This window comes from Agrobacterium fabrum str. C58 (assembly GCF_000092025.1).
Classification (GTDB): Bacteria; Pseudomonadota; Alphaproteobacteria; order Rhizobiales; family Rhizobiaceae; genus Agrobacterium; species Agrobacterium fabrum.
In genome coordinates this window covers 127,720-150,616 of sequence record NC_003065.3, presented here as the reverse complement: position 1 = coordinate 150,616, position 22,897 = coordinate 127,720, and the positions used below count along the sequence as shown (strand labels likewise).

Here is a 22,897-nt window from a genome sequence, read left to right as displayed (position 1 = left end):
AAAGAGACCGAACGGAGGAGCTCGTGTCAGGCCGCCTTTCCTCCGATGAAGATAGCGGGTCTGAGCTGCCGCAATAGTTCAGGGTATGACATCATAGCCCGCTATAAAAATTAGCCATGAGACAAACGGAAACCGGTTCAGTTCACGGTGGCGTTCGGGATATAGCCAAGAATGCTGATCAGCGTGCTGACAGCGCTCATCTGCGCGTGCATCTCGATACTGGCCTCGATGTAACACAGATGCTGTGGGCCTCCGACTTCCTTTCCCGACTTATAGCTTTCCGGCAGGGCCTGGAAAAGTTCGTCGGCCTTTTCGACCAGTCGTCGATGCGCACGGATTGCGTCTATGGTCAGTTTCTCGAGGTCAGCCGGGTGTAGTCCACGAGTTAAGCCGACCAGTGGCCGGAGCTCAACTTTTTTCGTCAATGTTGCATCTTCCGATTCCATTCCTGACCTAACCCTGGTTTTGTCTGCGGTGCGCCCCCGCTGACGTTGAACCCTTTGAACCCTAGCCGGGGGTTAGAATCCGAGATGAATCGGCCCTGAGACCTTTAGCACCGAGGCGCCTGGACATGAGTCACAGGCCCCCGGCCACAAGGTCAGAGGGTTCCTGGCACCGTTTCGGTCAGCGCCAACCGTTCATCTGCGGATTCTAAGCCGCAACACAGCGCGTACTGCGTCATGCCCTTTATAAGAGCCATTCCAAAGAGATGCCAGCGCCGATCGACAGAACGACGGTGCAAATCTTCACATGCCCACCTCGATGCAAGGCACAAAATACCTCAAGGCCTATGCTTTCGAAGAAGAAATCAACGCGACTTGCGACCAGGGTTAGAATGCATTGTTGAAGCGTGACGACACTTAGTTGTTTTCCGCCACGGTCTCATTAACTGCGATTCGCTTGGCACACGGACCGAGCAATTTTTCGCTCCTGGCCCGCGTTCATCGACGCAGACGCGAGGAACCTGTTCCTCACTTCCCGCGCGCGCCGATGCCGGAAAGGTCGATCCGAATACCGGCCTTGTTCGGGTCAGCTGGTTCCGCCTCGAGTGCAGTATCGACGTTGCCGCCCTTCATCTTGTCACTACCGGCTTCGGACGTTTCCGCTTCCACCCCAGGATCCGGCTCTGGCAGCTTCACGTCGCCCGGATCGGCTGCCCGGAACACCGCTGTCCCCTCGAAATACCCCGTTTGCCATGCGATGATCGCGTCTTCAAAAACCTGCGGAAGGACCTCGCTTTCGGTAGGGTTACCGTACCATTTGGTGACGATACGATAGACTTTGGCGAACAGGGCCGTGCCCATTTTGATGTTTTCGCAAGGCTCGATCAGGTCCGGCTTCAACTGGCCCGCCTCGACGATACCGAGCCCGGCGGGATACTGCGTCAAGCCGACCCGAACGATATTGCGACCGAGGTTCTGGCGTATCAATGCGAGCGCCTCGTCCGGCGTTGTCGGCCTCGGCACAAGCACGATGCGGTTGCCGGAGCGGACAGTGACCGCGAGCGGGTCCGGCGCCCCTGCCCGTTCGATGAACTGTTCGACGATCGCGGGTTTCAGGCCGGGATCGCTGCATTCCTTGATGAGGGCGGAATCGACCATCGCGAAAGTCTCCTTATGTGTTGAAAGCCGTGACGACGGGTCGCCCGAAGAGTTTCGCCCAGGCGATCACGCCTGCTTGTTGGATGGCGACGATCGACGTTCCCTCGGTCCACCATCCGTTGCCCGTGGCGACGATGGCGGCGGGGGAAAACAGCATCGAGTGCAGTATGGGCCAGACGATGAGCTGCTCGTAGCAGATCAGCGGCGCGATCCTCGTGCCAGCGAGATCCACGGCCGGGTTGGCGAAGAAATGCGCTTGAGCGCCACCGCCCTGCCCGGTCCATTGCAACCATGGCTGCCACATCGATACCGGGATCGGCATCCGCTCGCGATAGAGGATCCGTGTTTCACCCTCCGAGACCGTCACCATGACGTTGTCGTAGCCGCCCGGATCGATGACGGCCGCGCCGGCGATCACGGTGACGTCCGCCCCTCGCAAGCCCGCCTGCCAAAGCCGTGCGACAGTCGGGGTCCATAAGCCGAGGGCGCTTTCGGGAAGAACGATGACACGGGTTTCCGCTCCTGCCGCCGCGCGCACCGTTGCGATCAGGTCACGGTGATGGTCAAGCGAACCATCACGTCCAAGCGTTTGACCCTGTTCGAGGTCGACGCCTTTCCATCCATCCGGTAGGACAGGTTGCGTCCACGTAGCGGCGGACCAGAACCAGAAGCCTCCCAGGGCAATGGCAGCAGCCGGCCAGTATCGCGATGTCATCATCGCGAGGCCGGCTGTGGTCGCACCCAGCCCCCACCATCCAAAGCCGGGAAACAGAATGCCCGCTGCGGTTAGTGGATGCGCCCACCCGGTGATGCCGAAGGGCGGCAGCCCCATCAGCACCGCGGCCGCAAGGTAGCGCACCGGCTTTCCCCAACCCAGAGCGCCCCTTCCCGGAAGCCTCTTTTGCAAGCGCGCGGGCCAGAACGCCGCATGCACGGCGACAAAGCCGGCCGAGGCCGCCAGCCATAGCAGGAGGCCGTGCCAGAAATCGGCGGCGTAGAAGTTCGCCACACCCTGCGGCAGGCCGCGCGAGGCGGTGAGGAAGTACCCGGCAGACACCGCGCCCGCAACCAGTCGTGATGGAGATTGCGCCCATAGCAACGGAAAGAGCATGGCTGTCGGAAGAAGGAGGGCCTCGCCGCTCCAGCCGACCGCTCCGACGGCGATCGAAAGCAGGATCAGGAGCGCCACACGCCAGCGGTCACGGGTCAAACGTGAACACCGGCCGCGCCAGGCCGAGAAGACCGCTGTCCGGGATCGGGCCGAAGTATCGTGAATCATAGGAACTCGCAAAGGAAGAATGGAGAAATAGAAATCCTGGCGGCACGACGCCGCCGGCGAAGGGCGCGATCGCCCTGCCCTCGCTGTCCGTCGCGCTGACAGTGGAAGCCGATACGGGATGACCGTCGATGACAATCCGATCGGCGATTTCGACGCGCTGACCGGGAAGCGCCAGAACGGACTTTATGAGCGGCGCGAACCAACCTGGGCAGAGCCCGGAACGGAGATAGCCGCGTAGCCAGGCTTCCTCGAAGAAGGCGTTGTGCGGCGGGCAGACAAACACCAGATCGCCGGACTGAACCGGGCGTCGGAGCTTTTCCACACGCCAGAGCCCAAGGGGTTCGCTCGGCGTGACGTTCACTCGATAACCACCGATGAGCCCCATGACGGTGGCGCCGCTCAAGACGAGGCCTGCGACACCGAGAAACCGGATGACAGCGCGTTTGCTCATTGTTTCAGCACCGGTGCCTGGCGCAACGTCTGCCGCAATTCCTCGGCCTGTTTCAGCGACTGCACGGTGCGCTCGTGGGCGGCGAGCTGCTGGGCCGTGCGCATGATCGGCCAGGCTTGCTTCAACTGCTCTTTCTGCTCCGGCCGCATACCATCGGAGAGTTTTTCGTACAGCTTTCCGGACGGCTCGCGCGCCACGTTGCTCAGCAGGGTCCGCTCCCCGAAGCGTTCGGTAACAGCCTGGTTGAACCCGTCGATCTCGAGCTTGGTCTCGCGATTGCTGAGCGCATATCCAAGGGCCGCCGGCAGATCGTTCCGGTCGATCGCGTCGCGCACGCGCTCAAGCACCACGCGTGCGGCCGGCGAGAGCGCCGGGATGTCGATCGAGACGCGCTGGCGCAGGGCTTGTTCTTCGGTCACTATCCGCAGCGTCGCGGTCTCGCGCATCCGCAGATATTGCTCCAGATCGCGCTTCAGGGCGGGAACATTGACCTCTGCGACGCGGCGCGCTTCGCGCTCCGTCTTGCTGGCCAGAATACCGGTCTTGCCCTTCAGCGCCCCGATCGATGCCGGCTCCGCCTCAAGCTTCTGCAAGACCGCTTTCGCTGCCTCCTTATCTGCCAGAACCGTATCGAAGTTGACGGCGCGGAAGGCGGTTTCGGGATCGGCGAAGACGTAGCGGAAGCGCGCCGAGACCTCCTCCCATTGCTGCTTCAGCGTGGGATCGGCGCCGAGCTTGTCACCGACCGTATCGGCAACAGAGCCGGAGAATGTCTTGATGCCTGTGACCATGGGCGCGGCCTCCTTCATCGTTTGGGTTTTTGGGGATTGGTCGAGGCCGAGGCGCTCACCGAGCGCACGAAGCCTATGAACGAGATCGGAAACCTTTGTTTTTTGGCGCAGCGTCCAGTCGAGCCGGTCGCGCAGCATTGTTCGAGCCACCTGCATGATGTGCAGGCCACGGTTTTCGGCAAAGCGCAGCGCCTCGCGGTAGAGTTTGCCGCGCTCGTAATCGAGCGTCGTCTCCTTGGCGTTCTTTCGGGAAAGAACCTTGGCTAGGCCACCGTTGAAGGCGAAGGAACGGCATCCGTAATAGAGCTGGAGATCCTCGCGATGGCGGGTCATCGCGACATAGGTCAGATGCCGATCGAGCGAGAGAGAGGCCAGCACCTTGACCCTGTCGACAGTGGCGCCCTGAGACTTGTGGATGGTCGTCGCATAGCCGTGATCGAGATTGCTGTAGAAGCGTTGTTCGACCACAACATGCCGCCGATGATCCCGATCCCCGACCACCGCAACGATGCGGTTTGGCACAGCCTCAACGACATGGCCGATCATGCCGTTCTTGACCCCAAGTAAGGTCTCATTCTTCAGGAAGACGATCTGATCGCCTGCGTGGAAACGGCGTTCGCCGTCAGCCGTTCTGAAGACGTGGCCCTCGCCGACGATGCCGCGCTCGACCAGCTTCTCGCGCGCCATGACGTTGAGCATGCGCACGTCGCGGCGCAGATGGGCGAGGATCAATGTCGTCTTCGTCTGATCGTAATCACGGTTCCAGTCGGCGATCAGGCGCTCAACCGCTTCCGCCTTCAGACGTTCGCCAACAATTCTCGCATTGGCATTGTAGAGCGCCAACGCCTTCTCGACATTGCCGCGCGCCAGATCGAGCGACGCCTTTCGCATCCAGTCCTCGCGCTGGCGATAGATCGTTTCGAGTTCAGCGTAACCAATCCGATCGACAATGGCGCGGAAAGCGGCCCCCGCTTCGATCGGCTGAAGCTGCTCGGGATCGCCGACTAGCACGATCTTTGCCCCTGCCCTGACGACGGCATCGACAAAGCCCGCCATCTGTTTCGAGGCCACCATGCCGGCCTCGTCCATGACGAAGACGGTTTTATTGTCGAGCACGTCACGACCGCGGTTCCAGCGCAGCTCCCAGGAGGAGAGCGTGCGGCTCTCGATGCCGGCTTCCTTATCCAGACCCTCCGACGCCTTGCCGGCGAGCGCGCCACCGACGACACGATATCCGGCCAGCTCCCACGCCTCCCGCGCCGCCTTCATCATCGTGGTCTTGCCAGCACCCGCGCGTCCGACGACCGCGGCGATGCGTGCCGGACCGGCGATGCACTCGATGGCTGCTTTCTGTTCCTCCGACAGCCGCCCATGCCGCCCAAAAGTCGCTGCGAGCACCGCCGTGGAAACGGCATGCGTTTCCTTGTCCGACAGCCACATCGCCTGTCGCGCCATCGTCGCTTCCAGCCGGATCATCGCCCGTGTCGAATAGCGCGCCGGCACTTTCTCTCCGGTCGCGAACTCGATCGTGTCGCGCTGCAGCCGTAGCACCTCCGGATTCAGGATGATGCGCAACATCAGCTGCTGGAAGACGGCGGGATCGTCGACATAGCGGTGCAGCACTTTCGCGACGTCGCGTTCATCGAAGACGCTCTTTTCCCGCATGATCAGGTCGAGCACGATGGCTGGATTTTTGAGGATGCGGCGGGTGTTTTCCGAGCGGCGTTCTTCGTTCAGTTCGATCCTTTCGAGCTCCGGCCGAACACCCTGTTGTTCCGCTTTCCGCGAGATTGCCTTGGCGCCAACTCCGAGATGGATCGTCGGTTCGAGGTCGATTCCCTGCTTCTCGTAGGAGCGGCCATCGATCTTGAGATCGATGCCGCCAAGCGTCAGGTGATGGTTCAGCCGTTCGAACCATCCATCGCGCACGACGTTGAAATCGTCCGTCGAACCGGCCCAAAGTTCGTAGAGGATTTTGCCGGATTTCGTGCGAACCAGCTGGCCGTCCTCACCAATGACCGCTACCTTCTTGGCCCCGAACCCGTCCTCGGTTAGCGGCCGCAATGTGGTCATCAGGTGGATGTGCGGATTGCCGGGATTGTCGTGATAGACCCAGTCGGCGACCATGCCCTTCCCCAGGATATGTTTCTCCACGAAATCACGGACCAGGGCGATGTTCTGCTCGGATGTAAGCTCCCGCGGCAGTGCAATCGTCAGGTCGCGGGCCAGCTGCGCGTCGGAGCGTTTTTCGAAAGCCTCGACCTTGTTCCAGAAGGCCTCAGAGGCCCCGGCGACAGAACAGTCTGCAATCAACGCGCGGACCCATTTCGGGGCATCCGCCGGGAGTATGAATTCCTGATGCACCAGCCCTTGCTTGCGGGTGTAGTCGATGGTGCGGGCCTCGCGCTCGTATTCCATCTTCGCGCAGTGCTGGTAGGCCGCAGACAGCACCACGCTGCGGCCGTCGCCGCGGCTGACGATGCTGGCTGAGAAGTGGGCGATGGCCACGGCGGTAAAAGCTCCCGTTTGAACGTCGTTCGTCGGGAGCGGTGAGGCCACAGTGGGCCCCTGTTTGGCCCCCTACGCAAGGCGTCGCGTCAGCGACGTATAATTGCGCCCTTGGATCCGCTCTCGTCGAGCGGCGGGATCATCCTCCAAAGTGTCGGCTTTGCCGACGTGCAGATCTGCACATTCCTTCCGAAGTGCTTTTGAGGAAATCTTGCAGCGGAACAGACGCCGCAGGATTTCCAGGGAGATGCGACCGGAATGAAGAAACCATCATCGAAGATCAGGGAAGAAATTGCCAGATTGCAGGACCAGCTGAAACAGGCCGAAACACGCGAGGCCGAACGAATCGGCAGGATTGCGTTGAAGGCCGGTCTTGGTGAAATCGACATCGAGGAGTCACAGCTTCAGGCAGCCTTCGAGGAAGTCGCCAAACGGTTTCGTGGCGGCAAGGGCTCGGCGACCGGAAAGAGACAAGCCGGAGAGAGCCGGACCGGTACCGAGCCGTCCGCGGCGCTCGCGTCTGGCGCGGATGAAGGCGGGTCTGGCGAGGCTTGAACGGATGGCAAAGTCGATGACGTCAAACGCACGCAAGAAGGACACCCGCGAAAAAATCGAGCTCGGCGGGCTGATCGTCAAGGCAGGACTGCGTTACGAAAAGCGGGCGCTGTTGCTCGGGCTGTTGGTCGACGGCGGCCGCCGGCTCAAGGGCGACGAAGAAGAGCGGTCACGCTTGACCGCCATCGGCGCGGAGGCGTTCGGCCATGACGATGAATAGGCTTTTGCTGTTGATCCTGCCGGCAATCATAATGCTCGCGGCGATGTTCGCGACATCCGGGATGGAGCAGCGACTGGCGGCATTCGGAACGTCCCCGCAGGCGAAGCTGATGCTGGGACGCGCCGGGCTCGCGCTCCCCTACATCGCTGCGGTGGCGATCGGCATAATTGGCCTCTTCGCCGCGAACGGATCGGCCAACATCAAGGCCGCCGGTCTGAGCGTGCTGGCCGGAAGCGGCGTGGTCATTACCATCGCAACACTGCGCGAAGTAATCCGCCTGAATAGCATCGCAAGCAGCGTGCCGGCCGAACAATCGGTTCTGGCCTATGCTGATCCGGTGACGATGATCGGCGCAAGCATTGCCTTCATCAGCGGAATGTTCGCGCTGCGTGTCGCGATCAAGGGCAATGCCGCGTTCGCAACAACAGCGCCCAAACGGATCGGCGGCAAGCGGGCTGTGCATGGCGAGGCCGACTGGATGAAGATCCAGGAGGCGGCAAAACTGTTTCCCGAACGAGGCGGCATCATCATCGGCGAGCGCTATCGGGTTGATCGCGACAGTGTTGCCGCCATGCCGTTTCGCGCTGACGATCGACAAAGCTGGGGCGCTGGCGGCAAGTCGCCGCTGCTCTGCTTCGACGGTTCCTTCGGATCGTCGCATGGCATCGTCTTCGCCGGCTCCGGCGGTTTCAAGACGACATCGGTGACGATCCCGACCGCGCTCAAATGGGGCGGCGGGCTTGTCGTTCTGGACCCGTCAAGCGAGGTCGCGCCGATGGTCTGCGAGCACAGGCGTCAGGCCGGCCGCAAGGTGATCGTGCTCGATCCGACAGCCGGCGGTGTCGGCTTCAATGCCCTCGACTGGATCGGCCGTCATGGCAATACCAAGGAAGAGGATATCGTCGCCGTCGCCACATGGATCATGACCGACAATCCCCGAACGGCATCCGCCCGCGACGACTTCTTCCGCGCTTCCGCCATGCAGCTGCTGACCGCCCTGATCGCCGACGTGTGCCTGTCAGGGCACACGGAAACGGAAGACCAGACGCTGCGCCGCGTCCGCGCCAACCTGTCCGAACCGGAACCCAAGCTGCGCGCGCGTCTGACGAAGATCTACGAAGGGTCTGAATCCGACTTCGTGAAGGAGAATGTGTCAGTGTTCGTCAACATGACGCCGGAGACGTTTTCCGGTGTTTATGCCAATGCGGTGAAGGAAACCCATTGGCTGTCCTATCCCAACTATGCCGGACTTGTATCGGGCGACAGCTTTTCGACCGACGATCTCGCCGACGGCGGAACGGACATCTTCATCGCGCTCGACCTGAAGGTGCTGGAAGCCCATCCCGGCCTCGCGCGTGTCGTCATCGGCTCGCTGCTCAACGCGATCTATAACCGCAACGGCAATGTAAAGGGTCGCACCCTCTTCCTGCTCGACGAGGTAGCGCGTCTCGGCTACCTGCGCATCCTCGAAACCGCTCGCGACGCAGGCCGCAAATACGGCATCATGCTGACGATGATCTTCCAGTCGCTCGGCCAGATGCGTGAGGCCTATGGCGGGCGTGATGCGACCAGCAAATGGTTCGAATCCGCATCGTGGATTTCGTTTGCGGCAATTAACGATCCCGATACCGCCGACTATATCTCGAAGCGCTGTGGAGACACCACCGTCGAGGTCGACCAGACCAACCGTTCAACCGGAATGAAGGGATCTTCGCGATCGAGATCGAAGCAGCTCAGTCGCCGGCCGCTGATCCTGCCGCATGAAGTTCTGCACATGCGCAGCGACGAGCAGATCGTCTTCACCTCGGGCAATCCGCCGCTCCGGTGCGGCCGGGCCATCTGGTTCCGCCGTGATGACATGAAAGCCTGTGTCGGCGAGAACAGGTTCCATCGAACTGGAACCGGAACCGATACGCACACTGAACATGCGCCGCCATGGCAGAAGGAAGGGACGCGCCCATGAGGCATTGGAGAACAACCTGGTACTCGCTGATCGGCCCGCTGATGATCTGGGTCGCGTTCATTATCGTCACGCCGTTTTTCGGTGTGGCAGCTATCGCCTCTCTTGGCGTGCTCCCGCTGCTTGGGGAAACGGCCCTGAAAGCAATCGGCATGTTCTGTGTCCTGATCCTTGCGCCGCTCGCAGCCCTTGCCGAGATCGCGCCGCCTATCGTGACGAGAGAAGAGGTGCGGTGGCGCAATCGCAACAGCGAGACGCTCTTCGAAGGTGCCGAGATATGGGAAGACATTGCGTTTCTGCCGCCCATCCTGAACCGAATTCGTTCAACGAAGGGCAAGCGTCGGCAGCAGGCGGACGAACGCGACACTGCGGCGAATGCTAGAACGGTCAGCACGTGATGCATCGGTCGATGTGGGTTGCGGTGCTCGTGGTTGGCGGTGTGTTGTGCTTCGAGCGCACCGGCGGGCTGGATCGGACGGTCGCGCTCACCTCTGCTCCTGCAGAGGACACGCTTTCAGCGTCGTTCTCGATCTGTGGTGAAGACCGCCGCATGAACTGCGTCGTCGACGGCGACACCTTCTGGTTCAAGGGAGAGAAAATCCGGATCGCCGATATCGACACACCTGAACTCAGCCCGCCCCGTTGCACGGCAGAACGGGTCAAGGGCGAGGCGGCCAAAGCACGTATTCTGGTTCTCCTAAACGTTGGCCCATTCTCGATGAGCACGGGATTGCGCGACGAAGACAGGTATGGTCGCAAGCTCAGGACTGTCAGCCGTAAAGGGCAATCGTTTGGCGAGATTCTCGTGGGAGAAGGCCTTGCGCGTCGATGGGACGGAGCGCGTCGAAGCTGGTGCGATAGCTGACCGCAAACCAGGCCGTTCCAATGTTATCATCCGCCGGCATCGCCGGCCATGAGAGATGGATCGTAACCGGGATCGGCCGAAACCGCATGGCGGGTTCGGTGCGCTTGCGCATAGAGCCATGCGTTGAAGCCGCCTCGCCCAGTTCCCTCTCTGAAATCATCACGGCGATGAATCGGTGACACCGGATCGATTCAGATAACTCGTTGGACGCGGCTTGCCGAGATAGCGACAATGAGGGCATGGAAGACAAGGAGACATGCCCGGTTCATCTTCACCGCATCGAGACGGCGCAGAACATGCGGCGCTTCTACATTCTGGCGATCCAGCCGACACTGTTCGGCGGGGCTTCGGTCATCCGCAACTGGGGCCGGATCGGATCGGGCGGCCAGACGATGATGCAGACCTTCGATCATCCGGATGATGCGAACACAGCACTCTCCTGTCTCGAACGAACGAAGAGGCGACGTGGCTATCGGGACGCGGGCAACACCGAATAGCCGGTTTCAATCGACCGCATTGCTGCATTTCCTGTGGCTTACGCGCTCCTTCCGGGGATTCCTGCCTTTCTGCCCCTTTCTTCGCCACATCTTCATTGCCAAAGCTGAGGGACCGAAACAACATGAGGAATGTCCCCATATGACCACGACCAACGAAATCGCCGACAAGATCGCAGCCGAACAGAGCCTGACCAAGGCGCAGGCCAAGACGATCGTCGAGAGCGTCTTCAAGCAGATCACCGACGCGGCGCTTGCTGGCGCAGAAACGTCGATCCCATCATTTGGAAAGTTCAAGCTGAAGGACACTCCGGAGCGCGAGGGACGCAATCCGGCGACGGGTGCTACGATCAAGATCGCGGCATCGAAGAAGCTGACCTTTACGCCCGGCAAAGCGGTCAAGGACGCACTGAACGGCTGAAGCGACCACGCCGCCGGAAACGGCAGCATGATGGAAGCCTCCTAGAAAGGAGGCTCCGCGCTGATGCGTCCGTCCTGTTCGGCCTCGATCGTTGCAAGCTCCGCCTGTACCATCTCCAGCTCCGCCGCAATCCGGCGGCGCTCGGCCGGATCGCAGGCATTCCTGAATTCGGCCCGAAGCTCTTCGCGCTGAATTTCGAGAGAAATCGTCATCGTCGTCTCCTTGACGTTTGTGAAAGACGACGCCGCGCGTCATGGCGGAGCGGAGGGGTCCAGCATCGCGGGACGCGACCGCCGGAGGCGGCGAGGGGAGGAACCGATTTGCGGGAGCCGCCATAGGCGGAAGGAGCAAATTGGAGGCGCCGCTCGTGCTGGACGCCTTCGTTTCGCCATGGCACCCTTGGACGAACTGAGCAGCCCACAACTCCTCGTATGGCACCGGAAAAGCCGGAAGCAGGCTCGATGCCTGCGCCCGGCTCTCCCTCGCGACACGAAAAGAGCCCCGCCTTTCGGCGGAGCTCGTTGCGGTGATCAGGCCTCCCGCTTCGGGCGATTCCAGATGAGGGCGTATTCGCCTTCCTTCTCGCCCGGCCAAAGGGCTGCTGTGATCGGGGCATTGAAGCTGGGGTCGTCGAGCTTGACGGAGATGAAGGGCTCGCCATCGTTGGAGACCTTGTTCCAACCCGCGCCGACCTCGACGCCGTTGCCGGCGGTGATGCGGAAGTCCGGAGCGTCGCGCGAGACGCGCTCGATGGGGTTCAGGCGGGCCTTCATGCTGACTGTGAGCGTGCGCACGTTGCCGATGATGGAGTTGTTGCCGTTGGTGTTGAATTCGCCGATGACTGCCATTGTCGTGCTCCTTTTCCGGTTAGCTCGGGCCGCGCCCATCGCGTTCTCGATGACGGTGTTAAGGCCGACGGCGATCGACGCCGCACCGCTGGCGGCCGGAACGAAGTGGAGGACGGCCGGGAGCGGCTTTCTTGGCCCGCGAGGAATGCAAACCTGTTTGCAGGGGAAGAAAGTCGCGTATGGCCGTTGCGGCCAAGGCGATCGAGACGAAGGCGTCCTTCGGTCACACCAGATCCATCGAGGTCTGCGTGGGTGTGGCCAGCCAGAACCGGATTGCGCACGACATGCCGAGAAACCAATTGTTGAACTCACTACCAGCACGCCGCTGGCACAATCGTTTTCGGCACCCTGCTCACACCACGTCACGGCTGCGGACCTGCCGTTCCTTCGACGCCATCGCCGATGGGTGCGTCTGAACTACCTGTGGTTCGACAGTCGAGCGATGCCGAGACGGCTCTGACTCGACGTCATGAACATCGCATTGCTCCACGCGTCGAATAGATAAGGAGGTGTCGAACCGGCTGTCGCTGTACGAACTCGGCCTGCACATGCTTCAGCACATGGCGTTGACCCGCAAAAGGCACCATCCCCAAGGCCGTTTCGAACGGCACCCATCGAAATTCGCTATGTTCGTGATTGATGACAACAGTTGCCCCAGCATCCACGAAACCAACGAAGACCGGCAGCATGCTGATTGCGTCGCGATCCGCCTCATAGAACTGCTCACATATGTCTGCCGAATAGAGCTGACCACAAGTCAGGCCGGTTTCTTCACGAACTTCGCGCAGCGCTGCTTCCCATGCTTTCTCCCCCTCTTCAATTCCACCGGCAATCTGGCACCACTCGCCGATCAGCGTGCGATTCCGGCGTAAAAGCAGTACCTCGGGTCCAGCGGCGACGCTGCGAAGAAGTACGACGGATACGGCAAAACATCGGATCGGAATTTCAGCCATCTGCTGCGCTTCCCTTCACTTACATAGTTTCCGGCAGACCTAAGCGGCATCAATCCATCAGGGGTAAACATTCGCATTTCGATGGTCTATAGCAGTTTGCAACTTCCAGTCATTTGTCTCCCGGAATAACAATGATCCTTTTTCATCATACTTCTGTTTCCCTTGCCGAGGGAATTTTGGCATCTCAGCTCAACCAGGGTCACGTCACCAGGCGGTCCGGAGAGCCATTGCGCGACGTCGTATGGCTGACGACCGATGAAAGCCACGAGGGGCACGGACTGACGACGGGAGAACAACTCGATCCAGTGCACCGTTCTTATGTTGAAAAAGTCGAGCAAACGAAGCTTCGCCAGGGGCGTGTGTGGACGGCCGATAAGACGCGCATCAGAATTAAGGTCAAAATTCCGACGCGGGACCGCAAGCTTTTCAACTATTCTGCCTGGTCCCGGAAAAACGACGGTCCGAGGTTCGCGAAGTTCATGGGCCTTTCCTGCGTCGAGTCCGTGGCGGGTCTGAACGCTTCGGAGCTGGAAAGAGTGATGTTGATGACAGCGACGAAAGAAGAGACCTGGTATCTCTCGTTCCGGCCCATCGATCCTAAGGAATTTGAAGAAGTATTATACCGGACGGAGGACGGCTACATCCCGTATGACTTCGAACTTCACGGCCGCCACGAGCTTGAGAACGTGGGAATTTATACGGCAGGGAAAGCGGCCTTGGAGGAATTGCGCGAGGTTGTCGCGTCGCGACACGGGTATGACCGTGCAAGTGCTGTCGTAACCTGTGCTGATCTCGCGATGCCGGCAAACGTTGTCGTTCGTGGCGGAGGAATCAACGTGGCTTTCAACCTCGACACCCTCCGGCGACTTGAAGGTAGCGCCGGCCCGTACGAGGAGGAGATTGTAGCCTGGATTGAACGGCATCGTTTGGATCTCAACGAGGCCTGGCAGAAAAGCCGGACGCAGCTCATCAGCTACTCGTAAAATTCGGCGATTTTTGCCGCTTCGATTAACCTTCTCTGTCCAAACTCCATCATGGTGAGCAGTTGCGCCATCCCTCAATCGCCACGGTCGTCACTCCGCAGTCAAAGTCGGTCAACCAGTCCGACGCCTTCCTTGCCAGCAAACACAATCAGCTCAATCTGTTCAACTCGATCGATCATCTGGTTACGGATGAGAAGAAACTCAGCGACAGTGAACGGGGCGCAATCGAACACCATATCGTAAATATTCGCGCGGCTATCGCCCGATCGCTGTGGTCAAAGGAAATTTATGTCGGTACGTCTCTCTTGGATGAGCATGTTCTCGCATGCGCTAAGCAAGGTGGGGGTGGCGTTCCCGGAAAAATGCTGAGTGATCTCGCTTCGGCCGGAGTCGAGCGTCCCGGGTTCGTCCTTTATCCGCTAACCAGCTTCGGCATGAAGATGGAGATGCTGCCTTGGAGGAATTCGGGACTGAAAAGCCACATCCTGTTTCGTGCGGCCGGGTTTGCCGTCAGCGCCCAGACCAATTCAGTCGCGCGGGCACATGACCGCCTGATCGAAATGGCACGCGGGTTGGGCATACGGCAACGTATAGAGCGAGGCGACATCGAACATTTCTCGCATGCTGCGCAATGGCTTAAAACCAACCCGTTGCTGCTCGTCAAGCTGACATCGCACACGGGAGACATGTATGAAAACCAGTTTGTCTACACTCTCAAGATCCGGTCGGCTGCGTCCGCGCTCCTGATGCTTCACGCGCTGTCGGTCGAGCGGGACGGCTCGATCGACAAATTCAGCTCGTCCGCTCACGTCAACAACTGGGAAACACTCGACATCCGCCACTATCTGATCGGGGAAGGTCGACGCTCTGGAAAGATTGCCACCCGGCGCGTCCCCATGAACGTGTCGGCGCTGGATCTCGCGAGACTGTCGGATGTCGCCGCCGTAGTCTCGACAGAGGCGATGGAGACGAACACGATGAAGCGTTTCGAAAGACAAATCGTGGCTGCGCTCAAGACTGTCGAGCAGGGATATTTCCGGCACGTCCATCTCACGGCCGGCTCAAAGATGGAGGCGAGGTTCTACAAGCGCATCGTCACCGCGCTCGACTGGTTCCGACAGTCATTCGGTTCACATGCCAACGAGTCGGAGGCGATTGTCGCTCTTGCGGTGGCGTTCGAAACGTTGCTCACCGACCACTATCAGCCAGGCGTGGCGGAACGCATCAAGCGCCGGGCTGGAATTTGCATGAAAGGCGTTCCCCGCGTTTCCTCCTATCAGCAAAGTATCATTGAACTCTACCACGCCCGCGGCAGCATCGTTCACACGGGGGAACTTGGCCAAGCCGCGAACGTAGAACGTGCTCAGGCAGCGTTTGCGCGATGCTTCTGCAGTCTCGTCTCTCGCCTCCCAAGCGGTCGGCTACCGAACAGCGATCCTGTTCGCAACCTGCTCGGCGACACCGGATGAATCGAGAGTACGCATTAGGAGGACTGGTCTTTTCGTGCTCTATGATGCTTGCTATATTAAGGTGAAAAATTGGAGCAGACATGGCAAAAGTCGTCGTGAAAAAGCTTAATGGCCCTAAGTCCGGAGTGCGTGGCAAAGCGGTTACGGAGAAACGGGTTCGGGATTCGAGCAGCGGGCAGTTCGTCACTGTGCGGACGATCGACGCAAAGAGCCAAACTTTCGGGCAAGATCTTACCTATGTCTTCAGCAGGAATGTCGCCAAGGCCCGCCGTGATAATAAGGCCGTGACTGGCGTTGTCGATCGTGCGCCTGAAAAAGCTTGAGCAGCCCGTCTTTCTGATTGTTGCTGGCCCGAACGGATCCGGTAAGAGCAGCGTCTACGCAAATGCGGATCTCGAGTTGGAAGGGCGCTCCGTATGGATCGTCAACCCCGATCTTCTCGCCGGCCGGATCAGTGAGGTAGAAAACAAACCACTTCCGGAAGCCAACTTGGTTGCTGTTCAGCGCATTGAGGCCTGGATTCAGTCATCGATATCCGTTCATAAGACGATCGGGGTAGAGACCGTTTTATCGACGGATAAGTACCGCCGTCTGGTTGAGGCGGCTGAAGCCGTGGGATTTGCCATCTGGCTTTTCTACACCGTTTTGGACAGCCCGGAGCGGTCGATCGAACGTATCAAACTTCGCGTTGCGAAGGGTGGACACGACGTTCCGGCTGATAAAGTGCGTGCCCGTTACGCAAGATCGCTCGATCAACTTCCGTGGTTTCTCGAACGAGCTGACAGAGCCTGGATTTGGGACAATAGCGGTGCGACGCCCAAGCTGATCGGCGAAAAACAGGATGGTGTGATCGGCCTTGATGAGAATGCTCTCGCCGTCGTCGCTTCAGCTGTGAAATCCATCGCGACCGAGTGATGAAATGGGCTCGATGCCCACCTCCGGCTTCACCATGTGAGAAAAAGACGAAAAAGAGCCCCGCCTTGTCGAGCGGAGCTCCTCTGGGTGATCAGGCCTCCCGCTTCGGGCGGTTCCAGATGAGGGCGTAGTCGCCTTCCTTCTCGCCCGGCCAAAGGGCTGCGGTGATCGGGGCATTGAAGCTCGGGTCGTCGAGCTTGACGGAGATGAAGGGCTCGCCGTCGTTGGAGACCTTGTTCCAACCCGCGCCGACCTCAACGCCGTTGCCGCCGGTGATGCGGAAGTCCGGAGCGTCGCGCGAGACGCGCTCGATGGGGTTCAGGCGGGCCTTCATGCTGACGGTGAGCGTGCGCACGTTGCCGATGATGGAGTTGTTGCCGTTGGTGGTGAATTCGCCGATGACTGCCATTGTCGTGTTCCTTTTCCGGTTTGCTCGGGCCGCGCCCATCGCGTCCTCGATGACGGTGTTAAGACCGACGGCGATCGACGCCGCACCGCTGGCGGCCGGAACGAAGTGGAGGACGGCCGGGAGCGGCTTTCTTGGCCCGCGAGGAATGCGAACCTGTTCGCAGGGGAAGAAAGTTGCGTATGGCCGTTGCGGCCAAGGCGGTCGAGACGAAGGCGTCCTTCGGTCACACCAGATCGATCGAGGTCTGCGTGGGTGTGGCTGTCCGAACCGGATCGACCACGACCTACCGCGAGACCAATCGTTGAACTCACCACCAGCACGCCCCTGGCTCAATCGTTTTCGGCACCATTCTCACACCACGTCACGGCTGCGGACCTGCAGTTCCCTTCGACGCCATCGCCGATGGGTGAGTCTGCATTACCGACCGTTCGACAGCAGAGCCATCTTCGACTGGATGGTGTCTCCTCCCAACCGGCAAGGGCCTCGGCTATGCTGCAATCCCCCTTGCCCTCCGCGCCCCACACCGCAACGGCTGGTCGGCATGGAACGTGTCCCCCGCTTCAGGAACTGACTGGGCCGGCGTCTTTCACGGCAGAGTTCCACCATATGGCGGTGCCTCTTCCGCTCCAAATGGAGCGGTCATCCGTTACCGCAGCGCCAGAAGGCTGCCCTAGACGCCACAGATGCCTTCGCATTAGATGGGCCAGAGATCGAGTTGGCCATGATCGGCGGCCGTCGACAGGTCGGCTTCGTCAAGAGGAACACATGAGCGATGAAGATAGACTTCGCCACGGATGCGTCGAATGCCGGTCCGCAGCGCTCGATCGACTATCACCGCCTCTGCCCAGGCTTCCGGATCATGATCACGCATGTGGCGCCAGCGTCCGTTATCGTGAAACGGGCATCCGATGCAGGCCGATTTCGGGGGCGTCGGATAATCATGACGGCGCAACCAGGCCAGGCAATCGCGCCTGCTCATGCGCTGTTCGATCAACGGCCAACGATTGATCTGCCAGTCCTCGAACGAGGGTTTGATCCGGCTGGCCTCGTCTGTCGAAATGCCAATCCACTGCTCCGCGACCGCATGATCCGGTGATCGCTTGCGCGTGAGGCCCAACAATTCCCGGACCTTCCTCCGGATCGGCACGATCTTGTAATCCGCAGTGCAGGCCCTGCGCATCATGCCGATCGATACGGTCTCGCGCGATGTCGCGCGGGAACCGATCTGGACGAGTTCGCCGTCATCGTCCTCATCGAGAACCGGTCGTGCGCTCCCGGCTGGCGTCACGGTTTTCGCAAAAGCCGGAATCGAAGCCCACCGTTTGCCGGCGGCGGCGTCCATGAGATTGTCGAGAATATTGCCGCCCGACACGACATGGACCGGGAACGGAAGGACATTCGGCGACATCAACCATTCGAGATGATCGTAGACGGCTTTCGGCTCCCAACCGGTATCGGCGAAGATCGCGCAATCGGGTATCGGCCCGATCTCACCATGCGCTGCCATCAGCGCCATGGTGGTGGACTGGACGCCGGCGCCGAGCGAAAGCGCCCGCAGCCGGATCGGGGAGGACGCGCCGTCCCCGGTAAAGTTCGGAACCAGTAGCATCAGGCCGCCTCCTGTCCGGAAGCCGGCTGCGGCTGAAGGTCGTGCAGATAGGCGACAGCGCGCTGCGCATGCGCCGCCGCATTGAAGATCGCCCGCTTGTCGGATCCGAGGATTTCGGCCCAACTCTGGATATAGGCGGCATGATCCGGCCGAGGCTCCAGCTCCGGCACGATACCCAGATCGGCGCAGATCATCGCTGCCCCAAGCTCCACCAGCATCTCTTCGAACGCCCTCTCGCGGCGATCCTTGTGGTAGCGGCTCAGGTCCCTGTTCAGTCGGGCGGGACCGCCCGCCCAATGCAAGGTTTCGTGCGCTCTCGTCGCAACGAAAGAGGCCATGTCCCGGAATTGTTCGGGCCGCGGCAGCTGGATGTGGTCGGAGGCAGGAGAATAATAGGCCTTGTCGCCGCCGTATCGGACGACAGCGCCCGTGTTATCGAAGAAGCGATCGGCATGCTCGATACGCTCGAGCGGTTTCGCGATCGGTTCGGGGCGACTGTAATAATGATCTGCAAGGCCATCGATTTGATCACAATTGAAAACTGTATAGGCCTTCAGGAAGGGAATATCGCGCTCGACCTCTCCGCCGCCCGCATCGGGTTCGGTTTTGGTGAAGCGGCTGGCATAGACGACGGTCGCGCCGCTCTCGCCCTTGCGCACGTGAGCGCCGAGTTCGTTTGCCTGGCGCAGCGTCATCCATGTTGACGACATGAAACCACTGGCGACGCTCTCCGACCACAGAAGGAGAACATTGAGGCCGGTGTAAGCTTGTCCGTTGTGACGAAGCGGCCGGCTCACCCGGCCCGATAGATTGGCCGCGCTCCACGGCCGCACCCATGGGCGCACGCCCTTTTCCAGATCGGCGACGATCCTGTCGGTGATGCGTGCATAAATGTCGGTCCGCGTGTTTGCTGTTTTCCTGCTCATTTCCAAACCTCCGTTTCAGGAGGCCGCGCCCATCGCGGCCCCGTCGCGGAGGGCCGAAAGCAGGAGCGATCGGGGAAGGCGCACCGGAACGGCCGGAACGCCAGTGGAGGACGGCGCAGCCGTTGCGGCTTGCCGCCGGATCCTGCAGGACCGACGAACGGGACGGGGCAGGGATGTCGCCCCGCGTCTCTTCGTCTTTCCTCTGTTTCCCCATTGAGCTTTACTCCAACGGCGACACAAAAAATGGCCGCCTCGGAGTGAGGCGGCCTCGTCCCGACGAAGGCGGAGCTGGATGCTCCGCCGGAGACGTCTCAGCCAAGAGCGTCCATCTGTGCTGCGGCCGCCTTGCGGTCGAGCGCCTGGCCGGGGTTGTCGACCGGCCGATCGAATGGCTTCCACGCTTCGCCGACAATCTGTTCGTAGGCTGCGACGGCGCCTTCAGCTGCCAGGCGGAGCGCGTGGGCCTGAATACCCATGTCGGCTGCGAACTCGCGCTTGCGCTGGGCGGCGCTGTCGTAACCGACCGGGCCATCGAGATCCTCGTCGCGAGCGTCCGACGCACCCTTGGCGGTCGCATCGCGTGCTTCGGTGACGGCCTTGCTGTAGAACTGGCCAGCGCCATGGGCCGATCCGACATAGGCGCCGACGATGCGCTGGAGATGGATCTGCATCGCCCGTTCGCCGAGGCCGTCGGAGAGGCCAGTCGCGGTTTCGACGATAAGGCGCTCGTGCATGTCGCGGATGCCGTCGCTGTCGAGGATGGCCGTTCCGAAGCTTTCGACGATCCGGAGCGCCTGCGCTTCGTCGGGGCATGTCAGGCGGACCATTTCGATCGTGGCGCCCTTGCGGAGCTGCACGACACGGGCGGCAGGGCGAGAAGCTTGACGGGAAGAGGTTGCGGGCTTTGCCATGATGGTTTCCTTTTCGGTTTGCCCGAAGCGTTCGGCCCCTTGGCCGTTCTGTCCTTCGGTGCGGTCGAAAAGAACCGGCGCAAGCCGGGCGGTTCAGGGTCCGGGCAGGCCTGATCGAGCGAAGCAGGTGGGCGGGCAAGCGGAACCCACGGTTCTGCGAAGCCCGCGTGCCTGTTTTGTCGAGAGCGGCATGACCGGCCGCCCCGCGGCGCGACAGCGGCCTTGAACCGGACGGGCGCTGGTTCAGACCGCCACGAAACCGAAGGACAGAACGGCCAAGGGGCTGATCCCGGATGCCGAAGCCGGAAAGGAGGTCATTCAAAATGCGCGCCAGGCCCGCACCTGCAAACTGGTCCTTCCCTGCTGACGCCACGGCTAACTCCGCGTTGCCAGAATGGATCGCCGATATGCCGAAGTGCCTGTCAGAACACCCTGATTTGCTTGCGCCGCCTTTCCACGATAGACGCGCATCTGGCGTTACGACCGACCAACAGTATTCGCGAAAGGAACACCGCAGATGAGCGATCATAGCGGCGACGATTATGTCTATGACGAAGCAACCGGCGAATGGCGTCCGGCATCCGAGATTTCCGCCGAAAAAGCAAAAGCCGCAGAAGTGCGCGACGCCTCCGGCAACGTGTTGGCCGATGGCGACTCCGTCGTGCTGATCAAGGACCTGAAGGTCAAAGGCGCCGGCCAGACCTTGAAGCAGGGCACGGTCATCCGCTCGATCCGGCTGACAGACGAGCCGGAAGAGATTGACTGCCGGCATGACGCAATCAAAGGCCTGGTCCTGCGCACCGAGTTCGTGCGCAAGCGTTGATCAGGGCTGTGCCGATTGCTCAAGGTTTCGGCAGCCGATAGCGGTCCAGCCAGGTCGGGCCGTGCGTGTTGCGCAGCTTGCGAAGAATCTGGCCGTCATGGCAGCGCCCTTCGCCCATCGAGACGGTGTTGAGGATGCGCTTCCATGATCGGCCGTGCCTCGCTGCGTAATGCTGAAGCGCCTTTACCTCCTGATCCGTGAGGGACGGAAGCGGTTCATGGCATCGTCTCCTGCAATGCCGCAATCGCGGACTGCTGACGCATAAGCTTGCGCGTCAGAGCATCGATCTCTGGCTGGCGCTGCGCGGTGATCGCCGCAAGATTGGAGCGGTAGCGGGTGAGGAAGGCTTCGGGTTCAGGAGGCCTGCCGCGGCGATATCCGTATTTGCGCCGTCCAAGCGATGGGATCAGCGCGGTCATCCTGCGAATGATCTGGCGCTCGATCAGGTCGAGCTGATGCCGCGTCTGCCGGCACGCTTCTTCCATGCGCCGCATTTCCGCCTGTCGATCGATGGACCGGTTCATGCCGCCGTCCTCCCCTTCCATGAGGCAAAGCTTGATGGGCCGTCGTAGGCTGCATGGCGCGCTTCATCGATGACGTAGCCGAAACGGCCTGCTTCGTATTCGGGTGACGGCACGAGAAATCGCCGTTCCTCGCCGCCATGATCGCGCCTGCCTGCTCGCGTGGCGATCACCTCGGTCATGCCTGGATGATGATCCGATCGAAGTGCCGAAATCACAATCCAGTCGCTGGCGTGCTCCAGCTTGAACGCGCGGCGATCCTTCACATGAGATTCGCCGTGAGCAAGCACAGTCGCGAAAATCGCCTCCCACGCATCGGGCTCCCAGTCCTTTAGCGTCTCGCTGGCGCAACGCTGCTCGAAGCTGGTGAACAGTTCAGGGAAGGTGAGCGCCACGGCAGCCCAGGCGCAATCCTCCTCGTAGAACCCGTCGTCCGCCCGGAGCAGCGGATGGACAATGCGGTTTCGGTCGGCCGAGAGCCTGAAGCCGCCGTGGCTTGCAGTGGAGTGGAATTCGATCCCCTCGGCATAGGTTGTCGAGTGCTGGGCCGAACCCCATGGCGTATGCACATGGGGGGCGGTATTCCGACGTCCGAGCGCCTGTATTTCGCGCTGATGTTCGGCCTGTTCAAGGACGTGTGCACTAAACGCCGCCTCATCGGCGAGTTCGCCGCAATGGCCGTAGAAGTCTCCCCGTCGCCACTCGGGAAGCGGACGCCCAATCTTCCAGCCGGTGGCCAGATAATGCCGTCCGGCATGACCTGGCAGCATGGCAAAGGCGTGATCGCCGACGCGGGCGACGGGGAACCCTTCGCAGGACAGACCAAAGGAAACCCCCGGAAATCCGGGGGTGCAGTCGGGCGTGTTCGTGTTGGGAAGATCGATCATGCGGCAGCCCTCCCTTCCACGACATCGGCGGCTATCTCATCCGCCGTGACGTCCTCGAGGACGGCGGACGGATAGCCATGGGTGGTCAGCCATTCCTCGGCAGCCTTCCGGCTCGTCGCGAGATGGACGAGGTCGGCGCTGTCGCCAGGGCGGTCGAAGACACGGCAACTGCCGACCGCCGGACGTTCGACGATGGTGAACATCAGGCTGGTTTCCAGCGAAAATGTGCGGTGGACGCGGATCGCAATAACACCGCCGCTGCCATAGTCGCCTTCGTGGAGCGTGAAGCTGGGCGGCAGGTTGATGTTGCCGGCGCCGCGCTCGTCCTGCTTGCGTATCAGCCGGCCTCTGCTGTTGTTGGTCTTCCACGCGGAGAGCTTTTTGCGATGGCGCTCCGGCGGGCGCGGCTGGCCGTTGGACCAGGCCAGAACGGTGCCGATCGGCGCCAGGAATGCGAGATGTGCGGACATGTTGATCTCCTTGATCTTTAGGGCTGGA

At 61.0% G+C, this 22,897-nt stretch carries 29 protein-coding genes; 14 read left to right on the top strand and 15 right to left on the bottom strand.

The genetic code is table 11. The features are described 5' to 3' along the window. Window positions 1-137 precede the first annotated feature (137 nt). The 5 genes from ATU_RS23640 to traA all read right to left on the bottom strand — a co-directional run bounded on the left by ATU_RS23640 (window position 138) and on the right by traA (window position 6,630). Window positions 138-446, bottom strand: a complete 309-nt coding sequence (locus ATU_RS23640) for a transcriptional repressor TraM (protein ID WP_003523843.1) — start codon at window positions 444-446, stop codon at window positions 138-140. A 525-nt stretch (window positions 447-971) separates the two neighbouring features. After that, window positions 972-1,601 carry a TraH family protein gene (locus tag ATU_RS23635; RefSeq protein ID WP_010974898.1) on the bottom strand — a complete coding sequence of 210 codons (630 nt, stop codon included), beginning with the start codon at window positions 1,599-1,601 and terminating at the stop codon, window positions 972-974. Between the two features lie 13 nt (window positions 1,602-1,614). Continuing rightward, the gene (locus tag ATU_RS23630; RefSeq protein WP_010974790.1) at window positions 1,615-2,811 is read right to left on the bottom strand and encodes a conjugal transfer protein TraB; all 1,197 of its coding nucleotides are present in this window, start codon (window positions 2,809-2,811) and stop codon (window positions 1,615-1,617) included. Further along, window positions 2,801-3,331, bottom strand: a complete 531-nt coding sequence (gene traF / locus ATU_RS23625; protein WP_010974897.1) for a conjugative transfer signal peptidase TraF — start codon at window positions 3,329-3,331, stop codon at window positions 2,801-2,803. Before traF ends, ATU_RS23630 begins: the two co-directional genes overlap by 11 nt. Then, complete coding sequence (gene traA, locus ATU_RS23620) at window positions 3,328-6,630, bottom strand: Ti-type conjugative transfer relaxase TraA (RefSeq protein WP_010974791.1); 3,303 nt, start codon at window positions 6,628-6,630, stop codon at window positions 3,328-3,330. Before traA ends, traF begins: the two co-directional genes overlap by 4 nt. Window positions 6,631-6,888: 258 nt before the next feature. Between traA and traC the strand changes: the two genes are divergently transcribed. The 7 genes from traC to ATU_RS23585 all read left to right on the top strand — a co-directional run bounded on the left by traC (window position 6,889) and on the right by ATU_RS23585 (window position 11,145). Beyond that, window positions 6,889-7,185, top strand: a complete 297-nt coding sequence (traC, locus tag ATU_RS23615) for a conjugal transfer protein TraC (RefSeq protein ID WP_010974896.1) — start codon at window positions 6,889-6,891, stop codon at window positions 7,183-7,185. Beyond that, window positions 7,160-7,405, top strand: a complete 246-nt coding sequence (traD, locus tag ATU_RS23610) for a type IV conjugative transfer system coupling protein TraD (protein ID WP_010974895.1) — start codon at window positions 7,160-7,162, stop codon at window positions 7,403-7,405. Before traC ends, traD begins: the two co-directional genes overlap by 26 nt. Continuing rightward, window positions 7,392-9,368: a Ti-type conjugative transfer system protein TraG gene (gene traG, locus ATU_RS23605; RefSeq protein ID WP_010974894.1), complete on the top strand. Its 1,977-nt coding sequence runs from the start codon at window positions 7,392-7,394 to the stop codon at window positions 9,366-9,368. Before traD ends, traG begins: the two co-directional genes overlap by 14 nt. Then, window positions 9,365-9,763 (top strand): hypothetical protein, encoded by a 399-nt coding sequence (locus ATU_RS23600; RefSeq protein WP_010974893.1) that lies wholly within the window; start codon window positions 9,365-9,367, stop codon window positions 9,761-9,763. The genes traG and ATU_RS23600 overlap by 4 nt, the downstream gene beginning before the upstream one ends. Further along, window positions 9,763-10,230, top strand: coding sequence for a thermonuclease family protein (locus ATU_RS23595; RefSeq protein WP_052706870.1), 468 nt, complete (start codon window positions 9,763-9,765; stop codon window positions 10,228-10,230). The genes ATU_RS23600 and ATU_RS23595 overlap by 1 nt, the downstream gene beginning before the upstream one ends. Before the next feature lie 239 nt (window positions 10,231-10,469). Then, a complete protein-coding gene (locus tag ATU_RS23590; protein ID WP_010974892.1) occupies window positions 10,470-10,727 on the top strand; it encodes a WGR domain-containing protein in 258 nt (85 codons plus the stop codon). A gap of 139 nt (window positions 10,728-10,866) precedes the next feature. After that, a complete protein-coding gene (locus ATU_RS23585; protein ID WP_010891541.1) occupies window positions 10,867-11,145 on the top strand; it encodes an HU family DNA-binding protein in 279 nt (92 codons plus the stop codon). 41 nt (window positions 11,146-11,186) lie between these two features. On the opposite strand, the gene ATU_RS26615 is transcribed toward ATU_RS23585, so the two are convergent. Both ATU_RS26615 and ATU_RS23580 read right to left on the bottom strand, forming a co-directional pair. Beyond that, window positions 11,187-11,357: a hypothetical protein gene (locus ATU_RS26615; protein ID WP_162936979.1), complete on the bottom strand. Its 171-nt coding sequence runs from the start codon at window positions 11,355-11,357 to the stop codon at window positions 11,187-11,189. 318 nt (window positions 11,358-11,675) lie between these two features. Then, a complete protein-coding gene (locus ATU_RS23580) occupies window positions 11,676-11,993 on the bottom strand; it encodes a DUF736 domain-containing protein (RefSeq protein ID WP_045024646.1) in 318 nt (105 codons plus the stop codon). Between the two features lie 179 nt (window positions 11,994-12,172). On the opposite strand from ATU_RS23580, the gene ATU_RS23575 reads away from it, so the two are divergent. Continuing rightward, complete coding sequence (locus ATU_RS23575; RefSeq protein WP_046033434.1) at window positions 12,173-12,409, top strand: hypothetical protein; 237 nt, start codon at window positions 12,173-12,175, stop codon at window positions 12,407-12,409. A 51-nt stretch (window positions 12,410-12,460) separates the two neighbouring features. Here the strand turns inward: ATU_RS23575 and ATU_RS23570 are convergent, their stop codons facing one another. Next, window positions 12,461-12,946 carry an NUDIX hydrolase gene (locus ATU_RS23570; RefSeq protein WP_010974891.1) on the bottom strand — a complete coding sequence of 162 codons (486 nt, stop codon included), beginning with the start codon at window positions 12,944-12,946 and terminating at the stop codon, window positions 12,461-12,463. Between the two features lie 131 nt (window positions 12,947-13,077). On the opposite strand from ATU_RS23570, the gene ATU_RS23565 reads away from it, so the two are divergent. The 4 genes from ATU_RS23565 to ATU_RS23550 all read left to right on the top strand — a co-directional run bounded on the left by ATU_RS23565 (window position 13,078) and on the right by ATU_RS23550 (window position 16,313). Then, window positions 13,078-13,929, top strand: a complete 852-nt coding sequence (locus ATU_RS23565) for a DUF4160 domain-containing protein (RefSeq protein WP_003524951.1) — start codon at window positions 13,078-13,080, stop codon at window positions 13,927-13,929. Between the two features lie 62 nt (window positions 13,930-13,991). Next, on the top strand, window positions 13,992-15,398 hold the full coding sequence (locus tag ATU_RS23560; RefSeq protein WP_010974890.1) for a HEPN domain-containing protein: 1,407 nt from the start codon (window positions 13,992-13,994) through the stop codon (window positions 15,396-15,398). An 80-nt stretch (window positions 15,399-15,478) separates the two neighbouring features. Further along, entirely contained in the window at window positions 15,479-15,721 is a 243-nt protein-coding gene (locus ATU_RS23555; protein WP_003524955.1) for a hypothetical protein, read from the top strand. Then, window positions 15,693-16,313, top strand: coding sequence for an ATPase (locus ATU_RS23550; protein WP_081880124.1), 621 nt, complete (start codon window positions 15,693-15,695; stop codon window positions 16,311-16,313). The genes ATU_RS23555 and ATU_RS23550 overlap by 29 nt, the downstream gene beginning before the upstream one ends. A gap of 91 nt (window positions 16,314-16,404) precedes the next feature. On the opposite strand, the gene ATU_RS23545 is transcribed toward ATU_RS23550, so the two are convergent. After that, window positions 16,405-16,722: a DUF736 domain-containing protein gene (locus ATU_RS23545; protein ID WP_046033433.1), complete on the bottom strand. Its 318-nt coding sequence runs from the start codon at window positions 16,720-16,722 to the stop codon at window positions 16,405-16,407. Between the two features lie 173 nt (window positions 16,723-16,895). On the opposite strand from ATU_RS23545, the gene ATU_RS26950 reads away from it, so the two are divergent. Continuing rightward, window positions 16,896-17,027, top strand: coding sequence for a hypothetical protein (locus tag ATU_RS26950; RefSeq protein ID WP_256367400.1), 132 nt, complete (start codon window positions 16,896-16,898; stop codon window positions 17,025-17,027). A 389-nt stretch (window positions 17,028-17,416) separates the two neighbouring features. On the opposite strand, the gene ATU_RS23540 is transcribed toward ATU_RS26950, so the two are convergent. The 3 genes from ATU_RS23540 to ATU_RS23530 form a co-directional block, all read right to left on the bottom strand. Next, window positions 17,417-18,331, bottom strand: coding sequence for a hypothetical protein (locus ATU_RS23540; RefSeq protein WP_010974889.1), 915 nt, complete (start codon window positions 18,329-18,331; stop codon window positions 17,417-17,419). Continuing rightward, window positions 18,331-19,257, bottom strand: coding sequence for an ArdC family protein (locus tag ATU_RS23535; RefSeq protein WP_010974888.1), 927 nt, complete (start codon window positions 19,255-19,257; stop codon window positions 18,331-18,333). The genes ATU_RS23540 and ATU_RS23535 overlap by 1 nt, the downstream gene beginning before the upstream one ends. Before the next feature lie 311 nt (window positions 19,258-19,568). Then, entirely contained in the window at window positions 19,569-20,168 is a 600-nt protein-coding gene (locus ATU_RS23530) for a hypothetical protein (protein WP_010974887.1), read from the bottom strand. A gap of 517 nt (window positions 20,169-20,685) precedes the next feature. On the opposite strand from ATU_RS23530, the gene ATU_RS23525 reads away from it, so the two are divergent. Then, entirely contained in the window at window positions 20,686-20,991 is a 306-nt protein-coding gene (locus ATU_RS23525) for an alkylphosphonate utilization protein (protein ID WP_010974886.1), read from the top strand. Window positions 20,992-21,206: 215 nt separating this feature from the next. Here ATU_RS23525 and ATU_RS23520 read toward each other — a convergent pair whose 3' ends face one another. From ATU_RS23520 to ATU_RS23510, 3 genes are read right to left on the bottom strand one after another with little or no spacing between them, the layout of a single operon-like run. Further along, window positions 21,207-21,515: a hypothetical protein gene (locus ATU_RS23520; RefSeq protein WP_010974796.1), complete on the bottom strand. Its 309-nt coding sequence runs from the start codon at window positions 21,513-21,515 to the stop codon at window positions 21,207-21,209. Further along, the gene (locus ATU_RS23515) at window positions 21,512-22,399 is read right to left on the bottom strand and encodes a DUF7007 domain-containing protein (protein ID WP_010974884.1); all 888 of its coding nucleotides are present in this window, start codon (window positions 22,397-22,399) and stop codon (window positions 21,512-21,514) included. The genes ATU_RS23520 and ATU_RS23515 overlap by 4 nt, the downstream gene beginning before the upstream one ends. Beyond that, window positions 22,396-22,869 carry a hypothetical protein gene (locus ATU_RS23510; protein ID WP_010974883.1) on the bottom strand — a complete coding sequence of 158 codons (474 nt, stop codon included), beginning with the start codon at window positions 22,867-22,869 and terminating at the stop codon, window positions 22,396-22,398. Before ATU_RS23510 ends, ATU_RS23515 begins: the two co-directional genes overlap by 4 nt. Window positions 22,870-22,897 lie beyond the last annotated feature (28 nt).

Bases quoted from the DNA above. Each gene is read 5' to 3' on its own strand.
- ATU_RS23535 (WP_010974888.1), bottom strand. From the start codon at position 19,257: ATGAGCAGGAAAACAGCAAACACGCGGACCGACATTTATGCACGCATC.
- ATU_RS23520 (WP_010974796.1), bottom strand. From the start codon at position 21,515: ATGAACCGGTCCATCGATCGACAGGCGGAAATGCGGCGCATGGAAGAA.
- ATU_RS23575 (WP_046033434.1), top strand. From the start codon at position 12,173: ATGGCCGTTGCGGCCAAGGCGATCGAGACGAAGGCGTCCTTCGGTCAC.
- ATU_RS23595 (WP_052706870.1), top strand. From the start codon at position 9,763: ATGCATCGGTCGATGTGGGTTGCGGTGCTCGTGGTTGGCGGTGTGTTG.
- ATU_RS23555 (WP_003524955.1), top strand. From the start codon at position 15,479: ATGGCAAAAGTCGTCGTGAAAAAGCTTAATGGCCCTAAGTCCGGAGTG.
- ATU_RS23565 (WP_003524951.1), top strand. From the start codon at position 13,078: ATGATCCTTTTTCATCATACTTCTGTTTCCCTTGCCGAGGGAATTTTG.
- traC (WP_010974896.1), top strand. From the start codon at position 6,889: ATGAAGAAACCATCATCGAAGATCAGGGAAGAAATTGCCAGATTGCAG.
- ATU_RS23530 (WP_010974887.1), bottom strand. From the start codon at position 20,168: ATGGCAAAGCCCGCAACCTCTTCCCGTCAAGCTTCTCGCCCTGCCGCC.
- ATU_RS23640 (WP_003523843.1), bottom strand. From the start codon at position 446: ATGGAATCGGAAGATGCAACATTGACGAAAAAAGTTGAGCTCCGGCCA.
- ATU_RS23515 (WP_010974884.1), bottom strand. From the start codon at position 22,399: ATGATCGATCTTCCCAACACGAACACGCCCGACTGCACCCCCGGATTT.
- ATU_RS23600 (WP_010974893.1), top strand. From the start codon at position 9,365: ATGAGGCATTGGAGAACAACCTGGTACTCGCTGATCGGCCCGCTGATG.
- ATU_RS23635 (WP_010974898.1), bottom strand. From the start codon at position 1,601: ATGGTCGATTCCGCCCTCATCAAGGAATGCAGCGATCCCGGCCTGAAA.
- ATU_RS23540 (WP_010974889.1), bottom strand. From the start codon at position 18,331: ATGCTACTGGTTCCGAACTTTACCGGGGACGGCGCGTCCTCCCCGATC.
- traF (WP_010974897.1), bottom strand. From the start codon at position 3,331: ATGAGCAAACGCGCTGTCATCCGGTTTCTCGGTGTCGCAGGCCTCGTC.
- ATU_RS23545 (WP_046033433.1), bottom strand. From the start codon at position 16,722: ATGGCAGTCATCGGCGAATTCACCACCAACGGCAACAACTCCATCATC.
- ATU_RS23585 (WP_010891541.1), top strand. From the start codon at position 10,867: ATGACCACGACCAACGAAATCGCCGACAAGATCGCAGCCGAACAGAGC.
- ATU_RS26615 (WP_162936979.1), bottom strand. From the start codon at position 11,357: ATGACGATTTCTCTCGAAATTCAGCGCGAAGAGCTTCGGGCCGAATTC.
- ATU_RS23510 (WP_010974883.1), bottom strand. From the start codon at position 22,869: ATGTCCGCACATCTCGCATTCCTGGCGCCGATCGGCACCGTTCTGGCC.
- ATU_RS23525 (WP_010974886.1), top strand. From the start codon at position 20,686: ATGAGCGATCATAGCGGCGACGATTATGTCTATGACGAAGCAACCGGC.
- ATU_RS23590 (WP_010974892.1), top strand. From the start codon at position 10,470: ATGGAAGACAAGGAGACATGCCCGGTTCATCTTCACCGCATCGAGACG.
- ATU_RS23570 (WP_010974891.1), bottom strand. From the start codon at position 12,946: ATGGCTGAAATTCCGATCCGATGTTTTGCCGTATCCGTCGTACTTCTT.
- ATU_RS23580 (WP_045024646.1), bottom strand. From the start codon at position 11,993: ATGGCAGTCATCGGCGAATTCAACACCAACGGCAACAACTCCATCATC.
- traD (WP_010974895.1), top strand. From the start codon at position 7,160: ATGAAGGCGGGTCTGGCGAGGCTTGAACGGATGGCAAAGTCGATGACG.
- traG (WP_010974894.1), top strand. From the start codon at position 7,392: ATGACGATGAATAGGCTTTTGCTGTTGATCCTGCCGGCAATCATAATG.